The sequence below is a fragment of the Rhodococcus sp. IEGM 1366 genome, from assembly GCF_033142425.1.
In the GTDB taxonomy this organism is placed as follows: domain Bacteria; phylum Actinomycetota; class Actinomycetes; order Mycobacteriales; family Mycobacteriaceae; genus Rhodococcus_F; species Rhodococcus_F globerula.
Genome location: NZ_JAWLRZ010000004.1, coordinates 235,620 through 258,144 on the forward strand (window position 1 = coordinate 235,620; position 22,525 = coordinate 258,144).

Here is a 22,525-nt window from a genome sequence, read left to right on the forward strand (position 1 = left end):
TTGTCACGTGAGTTCTTCTGAGAAGGTCGGTACGCGCAAACGAGGTGAACTGCGCATCTACCTCGGCGCAGCGCCAGGCGTCGGAAAGACCTTTGCGATGCTCGGTGAGGCTCATCGCCGCCGGGCCCGTGGAACCGATGTGGTCGCGGCCGTTGTGGAATCACACGGCCGCGCCCGCACCGCCGAGCAGATCGGCGACCTCGAGATCATCGCGCCCAAGCTGGTCGAATATCGGGGCACACGGATGCCGGAACTTGATGTCGAGGCGGTGCTGGCTCGTCGTCCCGCCTTGGTGTTGGTGGACGAATTGGCGCACACCAACACACCGGGAAGTAAGAATCACAAGCGGTGGCAGGACGTGCAGGAGTTGTTGGACGCCGGAATCGACGTCCTCTCGACCGTCAACGTGCAACACCTCGAAAGCCTCAACGACGTAGTCGCGCACATCACGGGGGTCACACAGCAGGAAACGGTTCCGGATGAAATTGTGCGCGGTGCGGCGCAGGTCGAGTTGGTCGACATCACTCCGGAAGCATTGCGACGCAGACTGTCCCACGGAAACGTCTATGCCCCCGAACGAGTCGACGCGGCCCTCGGAAACTACTTCCGGCGCGGAAACCTCACCGCGCTACGCGAGTTGGCGCTTCTGTGGGTAGCCGATCAGGTGGACGCGGCGCTGGCGAAGTACCGGGCCGAGAACAAGATCACCGACACCTGGGAAGCGCGCGAGCGCGTTGTCGTTGCGGTGACCGGGGGACCGGAGTCGGAAACCCTGGTACGACGCGCTTCTCGGATCGCCTCCAAGTCGAGTGCCGAACTCATGGTGGTGCACGTCGTTCGCGGCGACGGCCTCACCGGTGTCTCGGCACCGGAGATGGGAAAGGTGCGCGCACTGGCAACCGGAGTGGGCGCAACACTGCACACCGTGGTCGGCGACGACGTACCGTCGACGCTCCTCGAGTTCGCGCGTGAGGAGAACGCCACGCAGTTGGTCTTGGGGACGTCGCGGCGGTCACGGTTGGCCCGAATTCTCGACGAGGGGATCGGCGCGGCGGTCGTTCAGCAGTCCGGCGGCATCGACGTGCACATGGTCACCCACGAGGAAGCGACCGTCCGCCGTCGGATCTCGTTGTTCGGCCGATCCGAGCGCCGCTTGCTGTCGTGGATTGCGGCAGTGGTGGTTCCGACGGCCGCAGCCGGACTCATGGGTCTGATCGACCGGATCTCCGGTGTGCAGGGCGAAAACGCGTTGTTCTTCGTGGTGGTGGTTCTGGTCGCGCTACTCGGTGGTGTTGGGCCGGCCATGGTGTCTGCTCTGATATCGGGACTACTGCTCAATTACTTCTTCACCGACCCCAAATACAGCTTCACGATTGCCGAACCCGACAACTTCATCACGACGGTCGTTCTGCTGATAGTGGCTGTGGCAGTGGCCGTTCTGGTGGATGCGGCCGCCAAAAAAGCGCGGGAAGCGAAGCGCGCTTCGGAGGAAGCGGAACTTCTGACACTGTTTGCGGGGTCGGTTCTCCGCGGCGCCGACCTGTCCACGCTGCTCGAGAAAGCTCGCGAAATCTACCGTCAACGTGGGGTTTCGGTGGTGCATCATGAGGACGGCGTAGTCGCGGCAGTGGGTGCAGAACCGCCGACACGTGAGGCTGACGCGGATACCGTGTGCGAGGTCAATGACGGCGAATACGCGCTACTGCTATCGGGGCCGGAGCTGAGTGCGCGTGACCGACGGGTGCTGACCGTTGTCGCGCACCAGGCGGTCGGCATGATCCGTCAGGACAAGCTCACGGTCGAAGCGAGCAAGGCGGCGGCACTGACCGAGGCCGATCAACTGCGCCGAGCATTGCTTTCGGCTGTGAGCCATGACCTTCGGACACCGCTTGCCGGCGTCAAGGCTGCTGTGTCGAGCTTGCGCAGCGACGACATCGAGTTCTCACCCGAGGACACGGCAGAACTACTGGCCACCATCGAGGAGTCTGCGGATCAGTTGACCGCTTTGGTCGGCAACCTACTCGATTCGTCCAGACTGGCTGCGGGAGTGGTCAAGCCGACGTTGCGGGCGGTATACCTCGACGAAGTTGTTCACCGGGCGCTGCTCGGACTAGGCATCGGCGGCAGGTCGGACTCCCGATCCCACAGTGTGATCGTCGACGTGGGTACTGTTGCCGTGCAAGCTGATCAGGGTTTGCTCGAGAGAGTGATCGCCAACCTCGTGGACAACGCTTTGCGATACGGCGGCAGAACTCCGGTGCGGGTGGGAGCAGCACGTGTCGGAGACCGTACCGTCATCACCGTCGCAGATACCGGCCCCGGTGTACCGCGCGGCGAAGCCGAATCGATGTTCCAGCCGTTTCAGCGAATGGGGGATCGCGACAACACGGGCGGCGTCGGGCTCGGACTGTCCGTGGTTCGCGGATTTGTCGACGCGATGGGCGGAACGGTCAGTGCCACCGACACTCCGGGCGGTGGGTTGACGATGATGGTCGAACTGGCCGGTGCAGGAACGAATGGAAGCGAGTCATGAGCCGGATACTGGTTGTCGACGACGAACCGCAGATCTTGCGGGCACTACGCATCAACCTCACTGTGCGTGGATACGACGTGGTGACGGCGTCCACCGGAGCAGGGGCGCTGCGCGCTGCAGCGGAACGGCCGCCGGACGTGGTGATTCTCGACCTCGGTCTGCCGGACATGGACGGCACCGAAGTGCTTGCCGGACTGCGTGGCTGGTGTACCGCGCCGGTCATCGTGTTGTCGGCACGCACCGACTCGGCAGACAAGGTCGAAGCGTTGGATGCCGGTGCGGACGATTACGTCACCAAGCCGTTCGGGATGGACGAATTCCTGGCGAGGGTGCGCGCGGCGGCCCGACGAGGAGTATCGGCAACTGACACGTCGGAACCGTCGGTGGAGACGGCCTCGTTCACCGTCGATTTGTCGGCGAAGACGGTCAGTCGGCGCGGCGAGCAGGTACATCTGACGCCCACCGAGTGGGGAATGCTCGAGATGCTGGTGCGCAACCGCGGAAAGTTGGTCGGGCAGAAGGAACTTCTCCGTGAGGTGTGGGGACCGGCCTACGACACCGAGACCCACTACCTGCGGGTCTATCTGGCTCAACTGCGTCGCAAACTCGAAGACGACCCGGCTCACCCCAAGCACCTGATCACGGAAGCGGGGATGGGTTACCGCTTCGTGGTGTGAGAGCTCGGTGGTGTGAGAATTCGGGTGGTGTCGGCTCAGGGGTGCGTGACGATCAGCAGCGGACACAGCGCTCGGTGTAAGAGGTTTCGACTTGTCGAGCCCAGCAACATGGACTTGAAACCGCCGCGTCCCCGTCGGCCGACAACAACCAATTGCGCAGACTTCGACTCGGTGATCAGCTCTTGAGCAGGGTTGTCGTGCACCACAACTCGACGAACGACGACGTCGGGATACTGGTCCTTCCATCCGGCAAGCCGTTCGGCGAGAACTGCGTGCTCGGCAATAGCGACGGCATCCCAGTCGAGAGACTCGCCGTCGGGATCGGTGCGGAATGCTGTGGACAGGTGAGAGTCGCTCCAAGCGTGGACGGCAACAAGTTCGACGCCGTGCAGCGACGCCGTTTCGAAGGCTTGGGCCAGTGCAGGTTCGCTGTGTTCGCTGCCGTCGACGCCGACAACAACGGGACGGCCTCGCGCCGGTTCGTCCTCCGAGGGTAGTTCTCGGATCACGGCCACCGGACACCGGGCGTGCAAGACGATCGCGGTACTGACGGAACCGAGGATCCCGTCAGCCCACCGGCCGAGGCCACGCGAGCCTACGACCAGCATTGCGGAGTCCGCTGATTGTTCGAGCAAAATGTCGACGGGGTGACCGAAACCGAGATGTTCGGTGACAACCGGGCCGTCACCTGTTGCAGGCAGCGCCGCCGCTCGGCCACGGGACAGTCTGAGTTTTCCTTCCCGGCGCTTCGCGGCAAACTGCGGCGCAGCGAGAGTGAAAGCGTTTCCGTACGTGCTCGGTTCGCCGCGGATCGCGGCAACGATATGAAGAGGCCGCCGGCGGAGAACTGCCTCGTGCGACGCCCAGCGAACCGCGTCCAACGAGCGCGTCGAACCGTCCACTCCCACGACAATTGGTGCATTCATGCTCGTCCTCCTGAGTCGACAAGTTGAGGCAGTAAGACGGCAGCGCCGGTAATTCGGTCCTCGGCCAGGTCGACCAAGGCCCGATTCGCATCGGCTAGCGGATACGTGTTGGCGGTGATTTCGAGGTGGTGCTCGCCGGCAAACGCGAGGAACTCCCGAGCATCGCGCCGTGTGTTTGCGGTGACCGAACGAATTTCGCGCTCGTAGAACAAGTGGTGCCGATAGTTCAGGCTCGGTATGTCGGAGAGGTGTATCCCGGCGATCGACAGGATTCCGCCACGGTTCAGCGCGGTGAGTGCAGTCGGAACCAGATCTCCGGCGGGAGCAAAGAGGATGGCTGAATCCAGCGGAGTGGGTGGACGGTCGCGGCTACCCTGCACCGAGGCTGCGCCGAGCTGAGAGGCCAGTGCGCGCGCCGATTCGCTGCGCGTCATGACGTGGACTTCTGCGCCCCGCGCAATCGCGACTTGCGCGGCAATGTGTGCGCTCCCGCCGAAACCGTAAATCCCCAGTCGCCCACCATCGGGGACCTCGGCGCGCTGAAGTGCCCGAAATCCGATGATGCCGGCGCACAGCAGCAGTGCGGTTTCGGCATTGCTGTACCCGTCCGGCAAGCGCAACGCGAATTCGGCTGTCGCCACGGCATATTCGGCGTAGCCGCCGTCGATGTCCCAGCCCGTGTACGTGGAGTTCGGGCACAGGTTCTCCCGGCCGCGCAAGCAGTACTCGCACTCGCCGCACGTGGAATGCAGCCACGGAATTCCGACGCGATCGCCAGGGGAGAAGTCCTCGACCGCCGTACCGACCTCTTCGACCACACCGACAATTTCGTGGCCGGGAACCACGTTTGCGCGATGTACGGGCAGTTCGCCTTCGGCAATATGCAGGTCGGTGCGACACACTCCGCAGGCGAGAACCCGGACCAGTAATTCGCCCGAGGTAGGCACCGGCCGCGATTGCTGAACCTCGACCAATGGGTGCGTTCGGACCGGCCCAGGCTGGTGTACCTGCCACGAGGCCATCGATACAGGGGTTCGGGGGCGGGTAGGGACGTCGGTCACAGTTGCCTCCGATCGTCAATCGCTGCGGGTCCAGCCGTCGTACCTCTCCCCTAATCGTGCCTCGCTCCGGTGTGCTGCGGAAGGGGTTCGCACTGTGTACACCTAAGGCCTAGCACGACAGGCGTATTCCCCATTGTGCTCGAGGCCATGCGGAATGGTCTGGATCCAACGCAGTTTCCGGAGACGAATTTGAATGGCGGGTCCGTCAGCCAAACCCGAAGAACTGTCTAGGAGGATTAGCTGTCTTGGTTGGAGATCGGTTGGGAATCCAAAGTGCTACCTGGGCCATTTGGAATTAGAAGTCTTTCATCCAGTAGGTCGATCACGTTGGCGGGGGCATCGCCGACTTGTGCTGCCAGGGATTCAACGGACGCAGCACTTGTTACGATAACTTGGCCGTGCGATTTGGAGCTAGTTGATAAACGGCGAAGAGTCTGACGGAAGTTTTCTTCGTCCATCTCGTGCTGGCGAGGCTCGTCTAGAAACAGCAGTCCAGGATGGGGTGACTGGACCTCGGTGGCCACTTCTCGAATTGCATTCAGATATGCGATCTTGATGCGAACAACGTCGCTTGAGCTAACGTCCGTCGTCAGATCGAAACCGTTTCTCACTGGGCGTAGTGTTTCATCGTCAATCACAACTTTCGCAGCTGAGTAGCTCAGAAACCCAAATTCTTCAAGCTGTTGTTGCATCTTGAGTTCAACTTCTTGTATCCGGGATGAATCATCGTTGGATCCGTTAGTGCGCAGGTTCTGAATCTCTGCACGTGTGCTGGCGACTTGTATGGCTATCGATTCTAGATTGTCAATGTCTGAATTGATCGCTTGTCCAACTCGTTCAAGTTCAGCGAGACGAACTTCTGCCGATATTCTGTCTGCAATTTCGGACTCGGTGGGGAAATTAGGTGGAGCAATTAAATCTGCGCGAATGGCGCGAATTAGTATTCTTGAATCGTCTGCGTCATGCTGAAGACCCGTAAAGGCATCTCTAGATTCTTGCATGGAAAGTATAGCATGCTGACGCATTGAATTAAGTGTCTTAAGTTGCGCAATTACAATAGTGGCAGATTCCTCTATATCTAGGACCGGGCCCAAACTTTCGGCTTCGACCGACAGCAGGGACTGGTGACAAGTCGGGCAATCAGAGTCCGCTAGGTGATTGCTTGTTTGGATGCTTCCGAGTCGCTTGAGTGTCTTTAGATCCTTGTAGCGATCTCGTTCTTCTGTCAGTGCAGCGATTCTTCGGTCGAGAGCGGAAACTTGGCCCTCGTTGAGGGTAAGCGTTTGATCGACCACCGCTGCTGCTGCCAAGGTCGACGATAATCGTTCCTCAGCGATCGTCAGCTGGTCTTGGAGGTGTGAGGGAATGAGACTGGGTGCCTGTGGGTCGACGCGGTTCGTTGTAACCACCGTTCGAGCTTCGAGTTGGGCGACGACTTCGGAGTAGTCGAGCCATTCACCGTTATGGAAGACGACTAAAGAAGTTCCCTCTAGATTGGTTGGCTGTACGGACTTGTCGCGCAATCCGGCTGGCCATTTAGGTACCCCTACTATTCGAGTGCCAGAAATACGAGCTGCTGTCCCTGCAGCTGTGAAGCTTCTTTCCCAGGCGCCTCGAAGTTCGTCCATGCGAGAGGCCAATCGATCCCGCTCTGACTGAGCTTGGGGTCCCTGCAATCCCAGTAGGAACTCTGCCGCACGTCGAGAAGGTTCGCGGACGAGAAGGTGTGTGACTCGGCGGGGGCCGGCGTCGCCCCAGTCTCTTTGGTCCACGTAAAGGTACGGAAAAAGTAATTCCACATATAGTGGAACGGATTCGCCACCTGTGTAACGAGGCCCCTCTGGGAGATTCCATCCCAGGAATTCGGCAAGTAGACGCGCAAAACCGAATTCGCCGCGTGCCGATCCAGCGCGATTAACGAAGTAGTCGGCTGCTCTTCCAGGATCTACCCCCTCGGTAATAACTGGTGCTTGCCAAACATGAATTAGATCCTTTTCTACTTCTCTATTTTTTACGAACCTTTTGGTCGTCATTATGGCGCCCAGGGAATTTTCCAGTTCGATTGCTGTATAGGATTCAATAACCTTTGAGGTAGTTCCCGCTGGGAGCATTGCCTCATCGTTAAAGACGCTTCCCATTATCGAAGAATTTTTCCGAATCGGTCCGAACATGGACTCGACGCCTAGGCTCCAGCATATTGCGCGTAAAACCTGAGTTTTTCCTGCGCTATTCCTTCCTCGGATTATGTTTAGACCATTTTCGAATTTTATCGTGCGATTTAGTCTTCCAGATTCGGTCTCGACGTTGAGGTGAACTGCACGCACTATAGCTTTCACAAGTAAACCCCCAGACGTCGAGACAGTTCTGTATCGCTCAGTTTTGAAAAATTTCTTAGATATTCTTTTTCGATCTGCATTAAATCTTCGTCTTCGTTTATGAGGTTTAGAATTTCGCGTCCCGATTCAGTCAGAGTAACGCGGCCCGACGATATCGTGATGCGCAGGAGGTTGTCGACTGTGGCAATATTTAGTGTGACTGCCAGCCTTGGGTCGATTCGTAAGGAAGAAACTCCTGGGGGTCTTGCCCCACTCCACCACGATGCCAGCATCTGGCGAGTGCGCGCAGAGCGCATTCCCCACATAAATAGATGTAAATTTGTAATTGAGGCGGATTTGCCGCGAAAATGTGAGATTATCAATATTAGTAACGATATCCGGTATGCTATTCGTTGATGCGCGGGAATGGCCTTGGGTTGTCGAACGAAGCTAACCCGCGAAGACTCGATCGATTGAAGCTGATCGTCGGTATCGGATATCGTCATTCGGAATTGTCCTCCGGCCCGATGAAGTTCAGTGGGCACCTCATGAGCCAATCAGCCACTTGGCCCTGCGCGATTATTGTTCTATCTTTGGGTTTAACATTTGGCGCAACAGTGGTAATTCGCTCTCGTGCTTCATTAAGCACGCGCTTCAGCAGGGCTTCGGGGGCATCGCCATCGAGAGGATACTCGCTCTCAAGGAGTGCTTCGAGTTCGTCAAACTGATCATCAAGATCCGCTTCCATCTCGGTTAGATGATCGGACATCCATGCACGGTGATCCTGTCCTGCTATGTATGACGAAAGTAATTGATTGACGAGTTTCTCTCGATATGCTCCGTTGGCGGAAACTAGGGGGACTTTTTGCAGTTTGTCCTTTAGTATCTGAACGTCTGTCGAATTAATCGCGGCGAAATCAGGTTTTCGAGGACTTGGGAGGTGTAAATCCGCTAGGCGATTCTCGACGATGGAACGGTATGCTGCTTCGTATGCGGTCGGTGTTTCTGCAGTGACTACAATAGAATTGCCAGCATACGGAAGTTTTTCCTCACGGATCCGCGGTGTCTGGGACGCGAGTGCATGTTCAAACAGTCGCCGATCATCGATACGGGGAACGAGGAGCACCCAGTGGTTGATCACAACGGTAGGGCCAAATAGGCGTGATATTTTTTCCTGGTTTTTGATGAACTTTCCTATATCAACTGTCATTTTATCTCGTTGCTTTTCATATCGGACTTTTGGAGTTAGCGGCTCCTGCGGAGAATAGCTTTGATATACAATTCCATCGGTCGTAAATGCATCAAGCCCCGCGTCGCCGCCGACCGTGTCGGGCACCTCAACGAGCTTTGCGCCGTGGTGCTGCCGAAGCATTCGATAACAGAGACGTTGCCAAGCGGGACCATCGAGACTGTCAGGCACCGGAAGCGTCATCGTGGGGATCACTAGGAGGACGTTACTGCACAGATCTTCGTAAGGCGTGCAGGGCTGTGTTAATCGTCGCGAGTGGTGGGGCCACTGATCGTGAGTCGACTATGACGGAGCCTGTGCAGTCGGAGTGCGCAACCATGCCCCGCATGATCGGCTAGCAGACTGAACCTCGTGGTTTGATAGAGACTTGTGAGTTATTGGTCGGCAGTGATTCTGGAGCTATTTCGAGCAGTTGATGACGTCATTGCTGCCCAATACTTGCGATCTATTGTCCTGCGGTTCGCAGCTGAGTCAGGATCCGCCTAGGTGACAGTATATGGAGTACCTGAAAGACGGTGCGTTGTCGAATGGTGATTGAAGCGATCGGTTTTGGAGCAGCCTGGCAACCGCCCGTCGTTCGGCCTCGCTGGCCATGCCGGTCTGACTTGAGGCGGTGGGTGGTGCAGGTTCTGTGTCGCATATGGGGGGAATCCACGACTTCCAGTCCAGCAACAGCACCGCGGACATATCTTTCGATGGTTAGGCTCGAAGTCGATAGTGAACAGGGTGAAGCTAAGTAGCAGATAGTTCTGTCGGCTCCTTCAGGATGCAGATCTACCTGTCCTGTCGCGACGGGGAGGGAATGCAATTCATTCTTGCTTGCGGTTCTGGTACTAGTTGTAACCAAACCATGGGATAGTTGCCGGATGTCATACTCCCAGCACTTCGACGCACGGAAAATTCTACGGGACGCAATGGTTGATGACCGGGTATTCGACGACCTGATCCAAGCGATGCTTGACTATGCGGTTCCTCCCAGTTTTCTTGGACTGGGGGTATGCCAAATTGTTGAAGAATTAAATACTCAAATTCTGCTGAAGGTTAATTCGTATATCGATTCGCTTGATGAATTTGCGATAGTAGGTTTAAGCGAATATTTTTCCGATGGTTTTGACTCACCTGGCCAAATGATCATTGAGGAAGCAGCGATTCCATTCTACTCTGCTATTCCAGAAGTTGTACTTGATCGAGGATGTAAGGACAGTAGAGTTTTTGCTGAGCATCCGGACCTTTTTGCGAAGCTTGATAAGTATGGGCTTGTGCCGGTAAATGCAGTGGACGGAGATAGTCAAATTGGTAGAGTGGATGGGCATATGGTGCATTATCATCAGTTACTTCGACGTTCGTACGTTGGCCGTATGAATACTGAGCTTATTGAAGAAATTTTAAGAGTGGAGGCGAGCCATCCTAGCAATATAGCCAGAATTGCGTTGGATGAGCGTCGCCTAATGCCTGCAGATCATTGGCTGCCGCACTTCGAGAAAGATCACGTTTTCGGTCCTAGGAATATGCCGTCCGAAGGATGGCTGGACGATCTGCACTCGAATGGAACGGTAGTGAAAGGTGATTTTGATCAGCATTCCGGACGGGCGGCCTATGATTATGCGATCGTGAGATCTGAATCCAGAATTGATGGATCATCAAATATTTTTCTAAAACATATTGAGGTTGAGGAACGAGTTTCCGAGAATTGGTCGCGCGTCGATGGTAAGGTTCTTATTAGATATTTTCACTCAATTCGAGATCCCGAAATTTCTGGCTTTGTTCACTGTGATGGTGCAGTAAAAGTATTTGAGGAAGAATCCTACGCGGATCTGTTGAGGAATCAGGCGTGCGGCAGTTTCGGGCTAGGTGTAACGAAGAACGCCCTATATCGTAAAGTGTTTCGAATCGACGGAGTTATTACCACTCAACAATGGTCAATGCTCCTACTCAAATGGTTTCGTGGTAATGACCTTATTCGCGAGTTTTTGGAGGGTGGAGATATGGCGGAGTTCGAACCGGGTGAATAGAAGGGTCGGATTACACTTATCGAGCATGACGGCAAATTCGTTCTAGGGTTGCATCGGCAGATTTCTGGAAGCGTTCCAGTCAACGGTTTCACCCGGATCGGGCGGCGACCATTAGGATGACCGAACTAGTCATGACGCCTACCTGAGTGGCATCGCGAAGTCGAACAACAACGTCAGTTCATACCTCGTACATCGAAGTCCCATGGACAGAGCAACATTCGGCACCTTAACAACACGGAGTTAGCACTTGCTGGCAGTCAATGGCAGGTTGGTTTGTGGAGGGCGTTTGTGGTCCGATTGTGCCGACTTGGTGTCCGTTGTCGATCGACTAACAAGATTTTTCTCGCGGGGCCAGAGCGATTAGAAGTTAGTTGACGGCGCCCGCATCTTCGCCAGATCAGATATGTCGGTGGCCTGTGCGAACATCTGTTCGTGTCGATGTCGTCAGATGCTCGCGGCGATCACCGGTCCGGTGACGCCACGATCCTGCATGCCGATCTCGACTCGTTCTACGCCTCCGTCGAACAGCGAGACGATCCTGGTTTGATCGGGCGACCCGTCATCGTGGGCGGGGGTGTGGTGCTGGCGGCCAGCTACGAGGCCAAAGCGTTCGGGGTCCGGACCGCAATGAGTGGTGGTCAGGCGCGTACGTTGTGTCCGCAGGCAATTGTCGTTCCGCCGCGCATGGACGCGTACTCACAGGCGAGCAAGGACGTATTCGAGGTCTTTCATGACACATCGCCGCTGGTAGAGGGGATCTCGATCGACGAAGCCTTCCTGGAAGTCGGGGGACTGGCACGCATTGTCGGCACGCCACTGCAGATCGGCGCCAACCTCAGACGAGACGTGGCCGAGCAGGTTGGCCTCCCCATCACCGTCGGCATTGCCCGCACGAAGTTCCTGGCAAAGGTCGCCAGTGCCTATGCCAAACCCGACGGATTGCTGCTGGTGCCACCGGACGGTGAGCGTGAATTCCTGCATCCGCTGCCCGTGGAAAGGCTGTGGGGCGTCGGCAAGATCACGGCGCAGAAGCTGCGGAATTTCGACATCGCGACGGTGGGGGACATCGCGCGGCATGACGAGTCGTCCATCGTGTCGATTCTGGGTCGCGGCGCCGGCCGACACCTTTACGCGCTCTCGCACAACCGGGATCCGCGGCCGGTGCGTGCGTACGGCGGCCGAAGCTCGATGGGCGCTCAGCACGCATTAGGTCGAGGTGTGCACTCACGATCCGAACTCGAGGTGTCGTTGATGTCGCTGGTCGATCGGGTGTCGCGGCGCATGCGCTCCGCGCAACAAACCGGCCGCACCGTCACACTCCGGCTCCGTTTCGGCGATTTCACGCGGGCAACCCGTTCCCACACGCTGCGCCGTTCGACGGCGGAAACCACAGATCTGTTGAATGCGGCGATGGCGCTGCTGAGTGAAGCGGCGCCACTCATCGCCGACAAAGGCATCACGCTGATCGGTGTTGCCGTATCCAATCTGGACCGAAGCGGCGCGGAGCAATTGGAACTGTCCTTCGACGGCGGGCCGGATACCGCTGCCCTCGACTCCGCGATGGACAGTGTGCGGAAGAAGTTCGGCTCGGGGGCGCTCACGCGGGCAGTGCTGATCGGCCGCGATCCCGACGTTTCGGTGCCGCTGCTCCCGGACTAGCCGCTCGCGCAGCAGCGTCAGGACGTCAGCCGAATTGTTTCGTGCGTAGCGCTTGCGAGATCAGAAGTTGTGGCCTCGATCAATTGACGAGAAAGGTCGGCCAAAGCGCGCGCGACCGCAAGTTCGTCACCGATCTCGGGTACGTCTCGGTCGGCGGGATTGCAGCGCGCGAAACCAGCTCCTGCGAAATGCGTGTCTTCCTGCGCCCGCAGTCGGGCAATCGCGCGAGTTCGGTTTGCCGTGTCGGATGTGTGTTCGTCGATGGTGATATCCACCGACCAGTGCTTTTCGTTCATGATGTGACCCCCTTCGGCGTACGTTCCATTGTCCTCGGTCGAGTGACGCGTGCGATAGGGCTGAACGACGGTCTTCGATTGCTGCGTGGGTGGGCGTCGCAGCGCGCATGATTACTTGGCCGCCGAACAACCCCATGACGAGGAGTCACCATGAAGTCCTTCCGAAGTGCTGTCGAAGCGCGCGATACCGACGCCATGGAGGCGCTGCTCGCTGACAACGTGGTCTTCACCAGTCCTGTTGCCTTCATGCCGTATCCCGGCAAGGCGATCACGGCGTCGATCCTGCGCGGTGTGATGCGGGTGTTCGAGGATTTCCGGTATGTGCGCGAGATCGAGTCGGCAGATGGGCGCGATCATGCCTTGGTCTTCGAGGCAACAGTGGACGGCAAGCTCGTAAACGGTTGCGACTTTCTGCATTTCGACGACGACGGGCTGATCGACGAGTTCACGGTGATGGTCCGGCCGCTGTCAGGTGCCAATGCTCTTGCTGCCGCCATGGGTGAGCAGTTTCCGCGTATTCGGGAAGAGGCGATGAATGAGCTGAAGTGAGCACGTCGACGCCATAGGGGTTGTGTGAGACTCGCCGTAGCACTAAGTTGAGCCACATCGAGTTACAGGCACTGTGAGGAGACACCGATGGCCAGGTCGACATCGATCACCATGGACCAGTCGTACCGCGAGTTGCTGGCGACGCTGTCCGACGGCTCGGTGCACAGGAGGTTCGACCCCTATCTCGACATCGATTGGGATGCACCGGAATACGCGATCGATCCCGACGACCCCCGGTGGGTGCTGTCGTCGATATCCGATCCGCTCGGTGCCACGAGTTGGTATCAGGAGCAGTCCCTCGAGCGTCGCATCGCGATGGGGAAGTGGCGCCAGGCCAACGTCACCAAGGTGGGTTCGGCGTTCGAGAGCATCCTGATTCGCGGAATGATGGACTACATCATGGCGTTGCCGAACCAATCCCCGGAGTTTCGGTATTGCCTGCACGAGATGACCGAAGAGTGCAATCACATTCAGATGTTCCAGGAATTCGTCAATCGGGTTGGCGTCGACGTACCGGGGATGCGCCCGCTGTTTCGCCGAATGTCTCCGTATGTCGGCTTGCTGGGCGCTAGGTTCCCGGTCATCTTCTTCATCGGCATCCTGGCCGGTGAGGAACCGATCGATCACTTCCAGAAGGACCTCATCCGCGAAGGCAAGGACACCGTCCCGGTGATGTTGCGCACCATGGAGATTCACATCGCGGAAGAGGCCAGGCACATTTCCTTCGCGCATGATTTCCTGCGCACGCATGTTCCGAGACTGAGTTCATTCGGCCGTGCGATGACGTCTGTCGCCTTCCCCGGCGCGATGCGTTGGCTGTCCGGCGAAATCATGGCACCGCCGAAGGAGTTTGCGGAAAAGTTCGACATCCCCGACTCGGTGATCCGGGAAGCATTTTGGGACAGTCCTACCTCGCGCCGAATCCTGGGTAACTACTTCGGTGAAATGCGCGCATTGGCAGACGAGTTGGGGCTGATGAATCCAGTCTCGCGGCGGGCTTGGAAGAAGTTCGGAATCGCCGGTGACAGGGCCCGGTATCGCGGTGAACCGAGGCGTTGGACAAAATCCCGTCGCTAGCGGTCGTATAAACCGTCGGTGCCGCGTGGGACACTTGTTCGGTGAGGTTGTATCGAGACACGGCGGTGGTGCTGCGCCTGCATAAGCTGGGCGAAGCCGACCACATCGTCACGTTGCTCACCCGTCAATTCGGGTTGGTGCGTGCCGTGGCCAAGGGTGTCCGCAGAACTACCTCCAAGTTCGGTGCGCGGCTCGAACCGTTTGCGCATGTCGACGTCCAACTCCTGCCGGGTAAAAATCTGGACATCATCACGCAGGTCCAGACGGTGGACGCCTTTGCCACCGACATTGTCGACGATTACAGCCGGTACACCACGGCCTGCGCGGTACTCGAAACCGCGGAACGGCTGGCCGGTGAAGAACGTGCACCGGCGCCGCAACTTCAGCGGCTCACTGTCGGCGCCCTGCGGGCTATCGCCGAGCAGGGCCGTCCCGTCGAATTTGTTCTCGACGCTTTTCTTCTCCGCGCAATGGGTTACGCGGGTTGGGCGCCCGCACTCGGGGAATGTGCCAAGTGTTCGTCTCCCGGCCCGCACCGCGCTTTCCACGTCGCGGCCGGCGGGGCGGTCTGTACGTACTGTCGCCCACCCGGATCTGCGACTCCGTCTCCCGGTGTCCTTGATCTGATGGAAGCGTTGCTGCGGGGGGAGTGGGAAGGTACCGACGTGGCGCCGACCTCGCTGCGCACTCAGGCGAGTGGCCTGGTCGCAGCGCACTTGCAGTGGCATCTGGAGCGACAATTGCGCACGCTACCGCTCATCGAACGGTCAAGGCCGCATGCGGCGGTCGAGGGCGCTGCAGCGGTGGGGCAGGATGGAACGCGTGATTCGACGACGCGAACCGCGCACCCCGCTTGATTCTGCTGCAGATCGGGTGATCCGGCCCCCTGACCCACACCCGTCCGGAGCAAAACCGCCGATCCTGCAAACCGAATTGATCCCGCGCCATGTTGCGCTGGTGATGGACGGCAACGGACGCTGGGCTCAGGAGCGCGGTTTGCCGCGCACAGCTGGTCACGAGCGCGGCGAAGCCGTACTGATGGACACGGTGTGCGGGTGCATCGAGATGGGCGTGGAGTGGCTTTCCGCGTACGCCTTCTCCACCGAGAACTGGAAGCGCAGCCCCGACGAGGTGCGTTTCCTCATGGGCTTCAACCGTGACGTCATTCGTCGTCGACGCGACGAGATGAACGAGATGGGCGTTCGGGTTCGCTGGGCGGGCCGGAAGCCACGATTGTGGGCGAGTGTCATCAAGGAACTCGAGATCGCCGAAGAGCTCACCAAGAACAACACGGTGATGAACCTGACGATGTGCGTCAACTACGGTGGGCGCGCCGAAATTGCCGACGCGGTCAAGGAAATCGCCAAGCGGGTCGCGGCCGGCGAGATCAATCCAGACAAGATCACCGAGGCCACCGTTGCGAAGTACCTCGACGAACCCGACATGCCGGACGTCGACCTGTTCCTGCGCCCCTCAGGGGAGCAGCGTACGTCCAACTTCTTGATCTGGCAGTCCGCGTACGCCGAAATGGTGTACCAGGAGAAGCTGTTTCCCGATTTCGATCGTCGTGACCTGTGGGCCGCGTGTGTCGAATATGCCTCACGTGACCGCCGATTTGGTGGAGTGAAATGACAGGTGAAAATATGACTGAGACCGACAACGCCGCGCGACTGCAAGAGCGTGCCGCCGAAGCGCTGGCACATTTTGTGACCGTCGACGTGGCTGACGACGGTTCACTGGGTTTCCAGTACTCCGGCGCATTGTGCTCGGTTCAGGCGATGAACCTCTCCGAAGGCCTCGACGTTCTGTCGATGACGTGCGTGCTGGCGTGGGACCGACCGGTCAGCGCCGCGCTGCACCGCAAGGTAGCCGAGCGCAACCGCACCATCCAGTTCGGATCCATCGCGGTGTTCGGGCACGGCAGTCTCGCAGATGTCATTCTGCGGTACACGTTCCCGGCAGCGGGACTGGAAGACGAAGCGCTCACTACGATGCTGCTCCTGGCGCTCACGGGAGCCGATACGGCTCGACAGGGACTACTTCCTTAAACCTGAACGCACCGATTCTTCGAGGAGTAGTCCATGACGCTCGAGATCCACAAGGCCTGCGAAGTCACCGACGAGCTGGTTGAAGCCTGCGCGAGACTCATTCCGCAGCTGTCGAAGTCGGCGCCACCAGTCACCGCGGCGTCGCTCGAGAAGGTTGTGGCCTGCCCCACGAACACACTTTTCGTGGCCAGGCTCGACGGTCGTATCGTCGGAACGCTGACCCTGGTCGTCTTTCCGACCCCGACCGGCTACCGCGCCTGGATCGAGGACGTTGTGGTCGACGGGGCGGCTCAAGGCCGACAGGTCGGATCCGCGCTGACCACAGCAGCCCTCGCTCGCGCCGAGGAGCTCGGTGCCCGCACTGTGGATCTGACCTCGAGGAGCTCGCGGGTAGCCGCGAATCAGCTCTACCGGAAACTCGGTTTCGAGCCGCGCGAATCCAATCTGCTTCGGTTTTCGCTGGCTGATTAAGTCGCGGCCGCGCAATCGCGGCAGGTACCAAAAATTTCGACGGTGTGACTGACGTCGGTGAAACCGTTGTCGTCGGCGATGGTCTGTGACCACTGCTCGACCATCGCGCCTTCCACCTCCACGGTGTAGCCGCAATTGCGGCACACGAGGTGGTGATGGTGGCCGGAAGAGCAACGGCGATAGACGGATTCACCGGTGTCGGTGCGTAGGACGTCGATGGTTCCGGCGTCGGCGAGGGTCTGCAGGGTTCGGTAGACGGTGGTCAGGCCGATGGCTTCACCACGCTTGCGCAGTTCATCGTGCAGCTCTTGCGCCGACTTGAACTCGCCGATGTCGTCGAGCAGTGCGGAGATCGCGCTGCGCTGTTTGGTCGATCGAATGCCGACAGTGGCGCTGCGCTTGAATGCAGACTGACCGGTGGTGTTCATGTTGGTGGTGATCATCCTTCTTCTGCGTGGGCGACAGCGTCCACGACTATGTGGGCCAGATGGTCGTCGGCCAGTCGATAGAGAACTTCGCGTCCGTGGCGTTCGCCACGCACGACGCCCGCAGCCTTCAGGACACGAAGGTGCTGGCTGATGAGCGGTTGGGTGACGCCGAGGGCGCCGACAAGTTCGTGGACGCACCGCTGCGACTGGTGGAGTTGGAGCACGATCGCGATGCGGACAGGTGCGGCGAGCGCTCGCAGGATCTCACCGGCCGCAGCCAGAGTTTCCTTGGGTGGAACCACGGCTGGGGGGACGGGTTCGAACGGGTCATGTGTGTGATCGAGCGCGTCGTGATCATGGTGGTTGTGGAGATCGCCGGTATCCGCAATGCTCACAGCGAGGCTCCTTCGAGGGGTGTGTCACAACGTTCCTGCGTAGCCATAAGACCACACTATTGCAAATCACATTCATTTTGATATGCACAAGTACGCATGTCAACCGTGGCGCGAAGTCCACTTCCGGGGCCGGTTAGTCTGGACATGCAAAAAGCGCAGGAAAACCGTGCATCTATTACCCAGATGGAGAGCAATCCAGTGGCACCCAAGTCCAAGATCGAAGCCGTCGTCAATCTCGCCAAGCGGCGAGGCCTGGTCTACCCGTGCGGTGAGATCTACGGAGGCACCAAGTCCGCATGGGACTACGGCCCATTGGGTGTCGAGCTCAAGGAGAACATCAAGCGTCAGTGGTGGCGGAACATGGTCACCAGCCGCGAGGACGTTGTCGGCCTCGACTCCTCGGTGATTTTGCCCCGCGAGGTGTGGGTTGCATCCGGACACGTCGGCGTCTTCAACGACCCGCTGGTCGAGTGCCTCAACTGTCACAAGCGTCACCGTCAGGATCACCTGCAGGAGGCGTACGCGGAGAAGAAGAAGCTCGACAACCCGGACGACGTCACGATGGACCTCATCGGGTGCCCCGACTGCGGCACCGTCGGCCAGTGGACCGAACCGCGCGACTTCAACATGATGCTCAAGACGTACCTCGGCCCCGTCGAGAGCGAAGAGGGCATGCACTACCTGCGTCCCGAAACCGCGCAGGGCATCTTCGTGAACTTCGCGAACGTGCTGACCACGTCGCGTAAGAAGCCGCCGTTCGGCATCGGCCAGATCGGCAAGAGCTTCCGCAACGAGATCACCCCAGGCAACTTCATCTTCCGCACCCGCGAGTTCGAGCAGATGGAGATGGAATTCTTCGTCAAGCCCGGCGAGGACGACGCGTGGCACAAGTACTGGATCGACTACCGCCTGGACTGGTACACCGGCCTCGGCATCAACAAGGACAACCTGCGCCTGTACGAGCACGCGAAGGAAAAGCTCTCGCACTACTCCAAGGGCACCACGGACATCGAGTACCGCTTCCACTTCCAGGGCAGCGAATGGGGTGAGCTCGAGGGCATCGCGAACCGCACCGACTTCGACCTCTCGACGCACTCCAAGCACTCGGGCACCGAGCTGAACTACTTCGACCAGACAACCGGCGAGCGCTACACGCCGTACGTCATCGAGCCGGCCGCAGGTCTTACCCGTTCGCTCATGGCCTTCCTCGTCGACGCGTACACCGAGGACGAAGCCCCCAACGCCAAGGGTGGCGTCGACAAGCGCACGGTGCTGCGCCTGGATCGTCGTCTCGCTCCGGTCAAGGCCGCTGTCCTGCCGCTCTCGCGCAATGCGGATCTCACGCCAAAGGCAAAAGATCTTGCAGCGCAACTGCGTCAGAACTGGAACGTCGAATTCGACGACGCCGGCGCCATCGGCCGCCGCTACCGTCGTCAGGACGAGATCGGCACCCCGTTCTGCATCACGGTCGACTTCGACACCCTCGAAGACCAGGCCGTCACCGTTCGCGAGCGTGACTCCATGGCTCAGGAACGCGTCGCACTCGATCAGGTCGAGAGCTACCTTGCGACGCGACTGATCGGTTCTTAAGCCGTATCCGTCTCGGGCGGCCTTCCTCGATAACGAGGGAGGCCGCCCGTTTGCTGTTCCCGGCGGCCTTCGAGGCGTAAGAACAGACATATGAGACAACTCAGTGTGACCAACAGCGTGACTCTCGACGGTGTCATGCAGGCACCGGGTGGGCCCGACGAGGACCGTCGCGGCGGATTCGAGCACGGGGGATGGGCTGCGCCGTTCAGTGACGCGGTCATGGCGCGGAAGATGGGCGAGGGAATGGCTGCGAGATCGCAGCTACTCTTCGGGCGACGGACGTACGAGAGTTTTGCGTCGTACTGGCCGCACCAGACCGACAATCCGTTCACCGAAGTGCTCGACAACACGCAGAAATACGTTGCGTCGCGGACATTAATTGAACCGCTGCCGTGGAAGAACTCGACGTTGCTCCGCGGTGACGCGGCCGACGCGGTTGCCCAGTTGAAGGACACCGAGGGGCCGGATCTGGTGATTCTGGGTAGTGGGGAACTGATCACGTCGTTGGCGCAGCGCCAATTGATCGACACCTACATTCTGCTCATCCATCCTGTGGTTCTCGGAACGGGACGCAGGTTGTTTCCTGACGGCGCCGCACTCGCGCGGTTCACTCTCACCGAAAGTGTTTCCACCACAACCGGAGTCATCATGGCGACGTATCAGTTGCAGTGAGTGGGGCGAAAAAACTCGAGTTGCCAGCGCTGGGATTTGACGGCCTGCACACTGGTCGGCGCTACCCACGGCGGGTAGAGGCGAATGGCGCGTTTACCGCCCGTGAAGTCTGTCGAAACCACTCGATTCGTGATGAGAGCGTCGACGGGAAAAATGAAGTGCCCCAGTTGTTCTTCGTTGTATACCTTCACGATGAACAATTCGACGCCGTCGGAAACATCGAACGGGCGGATCGGCCCGGCGTCCGATCGTCGCCACAGCGTCACGAACTGCCCGAGTTTGGTAGGAGTCGTCTTTGCGCGACGGTACACGGCGCTGCGCCCGTCGACAGTGAGGGAGTGAGCGCTGTACTCCGCGCCCTCGGGTTCGGGAATCGGTGTGGACCAGGTACATCCGTGAGCGCTCATCGGCAATGATGATGGCACGGGTCACCGACAGCGCTGAAGGTGCAGCGCTGTCGGTGGTGGGGGATTCAGGCTGAGGGCACCTTGTCGAGGAACCCGAGAACAAGCGTCAACCGGCCGTCGTCATTTCGTTCGAGCACGTCGAATCCGTCGATCAGGGATTCTTTGCCGGCCGGGCCGAGCTTCCAGCCGAACCGAGCTTGGCTGTGGTGTGAGTCCACCGGTCCGGCGAGTGTGAAGGTCATGCCCGGAAACTGCTGCTGCACAGCGCTGATCATCGCGTCGATCTGTCTGTGTCCGGTCACATCTGCCAGTGGATCGGTGTACCGGCCGTCGGCCGCGAACAGTTGCTCGATTCGTTCCTGACGAGCGCCGGCATCGGTTTCGTTCCACAGGTCGATGTAGGCGTGTGCGATTGCGTCGAAGTCACTCATGGCAGATCCTCCTGGTTGTCGAGGTCCGGGGTTTGTTTCCCGGCTGAGATCACTGTGCCAAGCGGATGTGTCGTCAGTCGATTACCTCGGAGGTCATGGCGTTGATTACACCTTGTCGCTACGTTGAGTGGATGACTCAGAGCACGCATGTGGGAGCCCAGCTGAAGTCGTGGCGTGAGAGACGACGGCTCACTCAGTTGGGGCTTTCCTCCGCTGCCGGAGTTTCGACGAGGCACTTGAGTTTCATCGAAACCGGTCGATCGAAACCCAGTAAGGACATGATTATCCACTTGTCCGAGTGTTTGGAAGTGCCGCTACGGCAGCGGAATACGCTGTTGCTGGCGGGCGGTCACGCACCGGCCTATTCGGAGAATGCGTTGGCGGAAACGCCGATGTCCGCGGTCAGCGACGCCATCAATCGCATCGTCGACGCCCATGACCCGTACCCGGCTGTGGTGGTCGATCACCAGTGGGATCTGATCGTCGGCAATCGGGCGGTAAGCATCCTGACGGAGGGCGCTGCGTCGTTTCTTCTGGAGCCGCCGGTCAACGTTCTGCGGCTGAGTTTGCATCCCGAAGGCATGGCTGAGCGCATCGTGAACTTGGCGCAGTGGCGAAATCACGTGATCGCTCGGCTGCGCCGTGAGGTCGAGGTGACCGCCGACGCGCAGTTGGGTGCGCTGTTGGAAGAATTGCTGACTTATCCCAGCGGCGGCGAGTGGCATGAGGACGAGAGTTCTCTGTTGGTGCCCTTGCGGATTCGCGCGGGCGACACCGAACTGGCGATGTTCAGTACCACCACCGTGTTCGGTACGCCGCGCGATGTCACTTTGGCAGAGATCGCGATCGAATGTTTTTATCCATCCGACCGCGAGACCGCGGAGTTCTTCAGAGCGAAATCAGAGTGACTTCTTGCCGAACTTCAGCTTCCAGGGAACCAGTGCCGATTCGAGCTGAACAGCCAGGCTCATCTTCGAGACGCCGTCGGTGCGCTCCTCGAAACGGATGGGGGTTTCGGCGATCTTCATGCCGCGCTGCACAACTCGGTAGTTCATCTCGACCTGGAAGGCGTAACCGTTGCTCTGCACCGATTCGACGTCGATGGCGCGCAACGTCTTTGCGTGCCACGCCTTGAATCCGGCGGTGGCGTCCTTGACGTGCAGCCGCAAGATTGCGTTGACGTAGAAGTTGGCCCATGCCGACAGTGCCTTGCGGTGCCACGGCCAGTCGCCGGCCACGGCGCCGCCCTCGACGTAGCGCGAACCGAGCACCACCGCAGCGTCGGTTGTGGTGAGGATCTCGATCATGGCGGGGATCACTTCGGACGGATGAGACAGGTCGGCGTCCATCTGAATGACGATGTCGGCGTTCTCGGCGAGCGCCCGCGTCATACCGGCGACGTACGCGCGGCCGAGTCCGTCCTTGGCGGTGCGATGCAGAACACCCACCGGGATGGGGCCGTCGATGCCGAGCTTGTCAGCTACCTCGCCGGTTCCGTCGGGGGAGTTGTCGTCCACCACGAGTACTGCCAGGTTCGGGATCTTCAATGCGGCGAGACGATCGACGAGCTTGGGCAGGTTTTCACGCTCGTTGTACGTGGGTACCACGACGGTAATCTGCGGAGCGACGTTGTTCATAACACCTTCGTATGATCTGTGATCCCGACTTGCCGGATGAAGCGTACGACGAGGTCGGTCGCGAACAAAGTCAGAATTTTACTACCTCGGGT

Annotated in this window: 23 protein-coding genes; 13 read left to right on the top strand and 10 right to left on the bottom strand. The window is 59.2% G+C overall.

The window, feature by feature from the left end:
• Positions 1-7 precede the first annotated feature (7 nt).
• Both R4P64_RS13830 and R4P64_RS13835 read left to right on the top strand, forming a co-directional pair.
• A complete protein-coding gene (locus R4P64_RS13830; protein ID WP_317543505.1) occupies positions 8-2,533 on the top strand; it encodes a sensor histidine kinase KdpD in 2,526 nt (841 codons plus the stop codon).
• A complete protein-coding gene (locus tag R4P64_RS13835) occupies positions 2,530-3,210 on the top strand; it encodes a response regulator (RefSeq protein ID WP_033233006.1) in 681 nt (226 codons plus the stop codon). Before R4P64_RS13830 ends, R4P64_RS13835 begins: the two co-directional genes overlap by 4 nt.
• Positions 3,211-3,245: 35 nt before the next feature.
• On the opposite strand, the gene R4P64_RS13840 is transcribed toward R4P64_RS13835, so the two are convergent.
• From R4P64_RS13840 to R4P64_RS13855, 4 genes are all read right to left on the bottom strand, one after another.
• A complete protein-coding gene (locus tag R4P64_RS13840; RefSeq protein ID WP_045067003.1) occupies positions 3,246-4,136 on the bottom strand; it encodes a universal stress protein in 891 nt (296 codons plus the stop codon).
• Entirely contained in the window at positions 4,133-5,158 is a 1,026-nt protein-coding gene (locus R4P64_RS13845; RefSeq protein WP_317821608.1) for a zinc-dependent alcohol dehydrogenase family protein, read from the bottom strand. Before R4P64_RS13845 ends, R4P64_RS13840 begins: the two co-directional genes overlap by 4 nt.
• A gap of 275 nt (positions 5,159-5,433) precedes the next feature.
• Positions 5,434-7,533, bottom strand: coding sequence for an ATP-binding protein (locus R4P64_RS13850; RefSeq protein WP_317821274.1), 2,100 nt, complete (start codon positions 7,531-7,533; stop codon positions 5,434-5,436).
• A 481-nt stretch (positions 7,534-8,014) separates the two neighbouring features.
• Entirely contained in the window at positions 8,015-8,956 is a 942-nt protein-coding gene (locus R4P64_RS13855) for a hypothetical protein (RefSeq protein WP_317821275.1), read from the bottom strand.
• A 671-nt stretch (positions 8,957-9,627) separates the two neighbouring features.
• Here R4P64_RS13855 and R4P64_RS13860 point away from each other — a divergent pair.
• Entirely contained in the window at positions 9,628-10,773 is a 1,146-nt protein-coding gene (locus tag R4P64_RS13860) for a hypothetical protein (RefSeq protein ID WP_317821276.1), read from the top strand.
• A 438-nt stretch (positions 10,774-11,211) separates the two neighbouring features.
• Positions 11,212-12,432: a DNA polymerase IV gene (dinB, locus tag R4P64_RS13865; RefSeq protein WP_317821610.1), complete on the top strand. Its 1,221-nt coding sequence runs from the start codon at positions 11,212-11,214 to the stop codon at positions 12,430-12,432.
• Between the two features lie 17 nt (positions 12,433-12,449).
• On the opposite strand, the gene R4P64_RS13870 is transcribed toward dinB, so the two are convergent.
• Entirely contained in the window at positions 12,450-12,728 is a 279-nt protein-coding gene (locus R4P64_RS13870) for a DUF1876 domain-containing protein (protein WP_092808655.1), read from the bottom strand.
• A 150-nt stretch (positions 12,729-12,878) separates the two neighbouring features.
• Here R4P64_RS13870 and R4P64_RS13875 point away from each other — a divergent pair, with 150 nt between their 5' ends.
• From R4P64_RS13875 to R4P64_RS13900, 6 genes are all read left to right on the top strand, one after another.
• Positions 12,879-13,277 carry a nuclear transport factor 2 family protein gene (locus R4P64_RS13875; protein ID WP_033233015.1) on the top strand — a complete coding sequence of 133 codons (399 nt, stop codon included), beginning with the start codon at positions 12,879-12,881 and terminating at the stop codon, positions 13,275-13,277.
• An 87-nt stretch (positions 13,278-13,364) separates the two neighbouring features.
• Positions 13,365-14,354: a diiron oxygenase gene (locus tag R4P64_RS13880; RefSeq protein ID WP_317821277.1), complete on the top strand. Its 990-nt coding sequence runs from the start codon at positions 13,365-13,367 to the stop codon at positions 14,352-14,354.
• A 41-nt stretch (positions 14,355-14,395) separates the two neighbouring features.
• Complete coding sequence (gene recO, locus R4P64_RS13885; RefSeq protein ID WP_033233019.1) at positions 14,396-15,211, top strand: DNA repair protein RecO; 816 nt, start codon at positions 14,396-14,398, stop codon at positions 15,209-15,211.
• Complete coding sequence (locus tag R4P64_RS13890; RefSeq protein WP_092808653.1) at positions 15,168-15,986, top strand: isoprenyl transferase; 819 nt, start codon at positions 15,168-15,170, stop codon at positions 15,984-15,986. The genes recO and R4P64_RS13890 overlap by 44 nt, the downstream gene beginning before the upstream one ends.
• Positions 15,983-16,402, top strand: coding sequence for a YbjN domain-containing protein (locus R4P64_RS13895; RefSeq protein WP_092808652.1), 420 nt, complete (start codon positions 15,983-15,985; stop codon positions 16,400-16,402). Before R4P64_RS13890 ends, R4P64_RS13895 begins: the two co-directional genes overlap by 4 nt.
• A gap of 33 nt (positions 16,403-16,435) precedes the next feature.
• Complete coding sequence (locus R4P64_RS13900) at positions 16,436-16,873, top strand: GNAT family N-acetyltransferase (protein WP_033233025.1); 438 nt, start codon at positions 16,436-16,438, stop codon at positions 16,871-16,873.
• Here the strand turns inward: R4P64_RS13900 and R4P64_RS13905 are convergent.
• Positions 16,870-17,316 carry a Fur family transcriptional regulator gene (locus tag R4P64_RS13905; protein ID WP_230590059.1) on the bottom strand — a complete coding sequence of 149 codons (447 nt, stop codon included), beginning with the start codon at positions 17,314-17,316 and terminating at the stop codon, positions 16,870-16,872. The genes R4P64_RS13900 and R4P64_RS13905 overlap by 4 nt on opposite strands.
• Positions 17,313-17,696 (bottom strand): ArsR/SmtB family transcription factor, encoded by a 384-nt coding sequence (locus R4P64_RS13910; RefSeq protein ID WP_033233027.1) that lies wholly within the window; start codon positions 17,694-17,696, stop codon positions 17,313-17,315. Before R4P64_RS13910 ends, R4P64_RS13905 begins: the two co-directional genes overlap by 4 nt.
• Positions 17,697-17,894: 198 nt before the next feature.
• On the opposite strand from R4P64_RS13910, the gene R4P64_RS13915 reads away from it, so the two are divergent.
• Both R4P64_RS13915 and R4P64_RS13920 read left to right on the top strand, forming a co-directional pair.
• A complete protein-coding gene (locus R4P64_RS13915) occupies positions 17,895-19,286 on the top strand; it encodes a glycine--tRNA ligase (protein WP_172936683.1) in 1,392 nt (463 codons plus the stop codon).
• Positions 19,287-19,376: 90 nt separating this feature from the next.
• Positions 19,377-19,958: a dihydrofolate reductase family protein gene (locus tag R4P64_RS13920; RefSeq protein ID WP_317821281.1), complete on the top strand. Its 582-nt coding sequence runs from the start codon at positions 19,377-19,379 to the stop codon at positions 19,956-19,958.
• On the opposite strand, the gene R4P64_RS13925 is transcribed toward R4P64_RS13920, so the two are convergent.
• The gene (locus tag R4P64_RS13925) at positions 19,946-20,365 is read right to left on the bottom strand and encodes a MepB family protein (RefSeq protein WP_317821282.1); all 420 of its coding nucleotides are present in this window, start codon (positions 20,363-20,365) and stop codon (positions 19,946-19,948) included. The two genes, R4P64_RS13920 and R4P64_RS13925, sit on opposite strands and share 13 nt — an antisense overlap.
• Positions 20,366-20,430: 65 nt before the next feature.
• Positions 20,431-20,796 (bottom strand): nuclear transport factor 2 family protein, encoded by a 366-nt coding sequence (locus R4P64_RS13930; RefSeq protein ID WP_141486116.1) that lies wholly within the window; start codon positions 20,794-20,796, stop codon positions 20,431-20,433.
• Between the two features lie 131 nt (positions 20,797-20,927).
• On the opposite strand from R4P64_RS13930, the gene R4P64_RS13935 reads away from it, so the two are divergent.
• Entirely contained in the window at positions 20,928-21,704 is a 777-nt protein-coding gene (locus tag R4P64_RS13935) for a helix-turn-helix domain-containing protein (protein WP_141486115.1), read from the top strand.
• Here R4P64_RS13935 and R4P64_RS13940 read toward each other — a convergent pair.
• The gene (locus R4P64_RS13940; RefSeq protein ID WP_033233048.1) at positions 21,696-22,433 is read right to left on the bottom strand and encodes a polyprenol monophosphomannose synthase; all 738 of its coding nucleotides are present in this window, start codon (positions 22,431-22,433) and stop codon (positions 21,696-21,698) included. The two genes, R4P64_RS13935 and R4P64_RS13940, sit on opposite strands and share 9 nt — an antisense overlap.
• Between the last annotated feature and the right edge of the window lie 92 nt (positions 22,434-22,525).

Excerpts from the sequence above, each read along its gene's own strand:
- R4P64_RS13835 (WP_033233006.1), top strand. The coding sequence starts at position 2,530 with ATGAGCCGGATACTGGTTGTCGACGACGAACCGCAGATCTTGCGGGCA.
- R4P64_RS13840 (WP_045067003.1), bottom strand. The coding sequence starts at position 4,136 with ATGAATGCACCAATTGTCGTGGGAGTGGACGGTTCGACGCGCTCGTTG.
- R4P64_RS13845 (WP_317821608.1), bottom strand. The coding sequence starts at position 5,158 with ATGGCCTCGTGGCAGGTACACCAGCCTGGGCCGGTCCGAACGCACCCA.
- R4P64_RS13860 (WP_317821276.1), top strand. The coding sequence starts at position 9,628 with ATGTCATACTCCCAGCACTTCGACGCACGGAAAATTCTACGGGACGCA.
- dinB (WP_317821610.1), top strand. The coding sequence starts at position 11,212 with ATGTCGTCAGATGCTCGCGGCGATCACCGGTCCGGTGACGCCACGATC.
- R4P64_RS13870 (WP_092808655.1), bottom strand. The coding sequence starts at position 12,728 with ATGAACGAAAAGCACTGGTCGGTGGATATCACCATCGACGAACACACA.
- R4P64_RS13875 (WP_033233015.1), top strand. The coding sequence starts at position 12,879 with ATGAAGTCCTTCCGAAGTGCTGTCGAAGCGCGCGATACCGACGCCATG.
- R4P64_RS13880 (WP_317821277.1), top strand. The coding sequence starts at position 13,365 with ATGGCCAGGTCGACATCGATCACCATGGACCAGTCGTACCGCGAGTTG.
- R4P64_RS13890 (WP_092808653.1), top strand. The coding sequence starts at position 15,168 with ATGGAACGCGTGATTCGACGACGCGAACCGCGCACCCCGCTTGATTCT.
- R4P64_RS13895 (WP_092808652.1), top strand. The coding sequence starts at position 15,983 with ATGACAGGTGAAAATATGACTGAGACCGACAACGCCGCGCGACTGCAA.
- R4P64_RS13900 (WP_033233025.1), top strand. The coding sequence starts at position 16,436 with ATGACGCTCGAGATCCACAAGGCCTGCGAAGTCACCGACGAGCTGGTT.
- R4P64_RS13905 (WP_230590059.1), bottom strand. The coding sequence starts at position 17,316 with ATGATCACCACCAACATGAACACCACCGGTCAGTCTGCATTCAAGCGC.
- R4P64_RS13920 (WP_317821281.1), top strand. The coding sequence starts at position 19,377 with ATGAGACAACTCAGTGTGACCAACAGCGTGACTCTCGACGGTGTCATG.
- R4P64_RS13925 (WP_317821282.1), bottom strand. The coding sequence starts at position 20,365 with ATGAGCGCTCACGGATGTACCTGGTCCACACCGATTCCCGAACCCGAG.
- R4P64_RS13930 (WP_141486116.1), bottom strand. The coding sequence starts at position 20,796 with ATGAGTGACTTCGACGCAATCGCACACGCCTACATCGACCTGTGGAAC.
- R4P64_RS13935 (WP_141486115.1), top strand. The coding sequence starts at position 20,928 with ATGACTCAGAGCACGCATGTGGGAGCCCAGCTGAAGTCGTGGCGTGAG.
- R4P64_RS13940 (WP_033233048.1), bottom strand. The coding sequence starts at position 22,433 with ATGAACAACGTCGCTCCGCAGATTACCGTCGTGGTACCCACGTACAAC.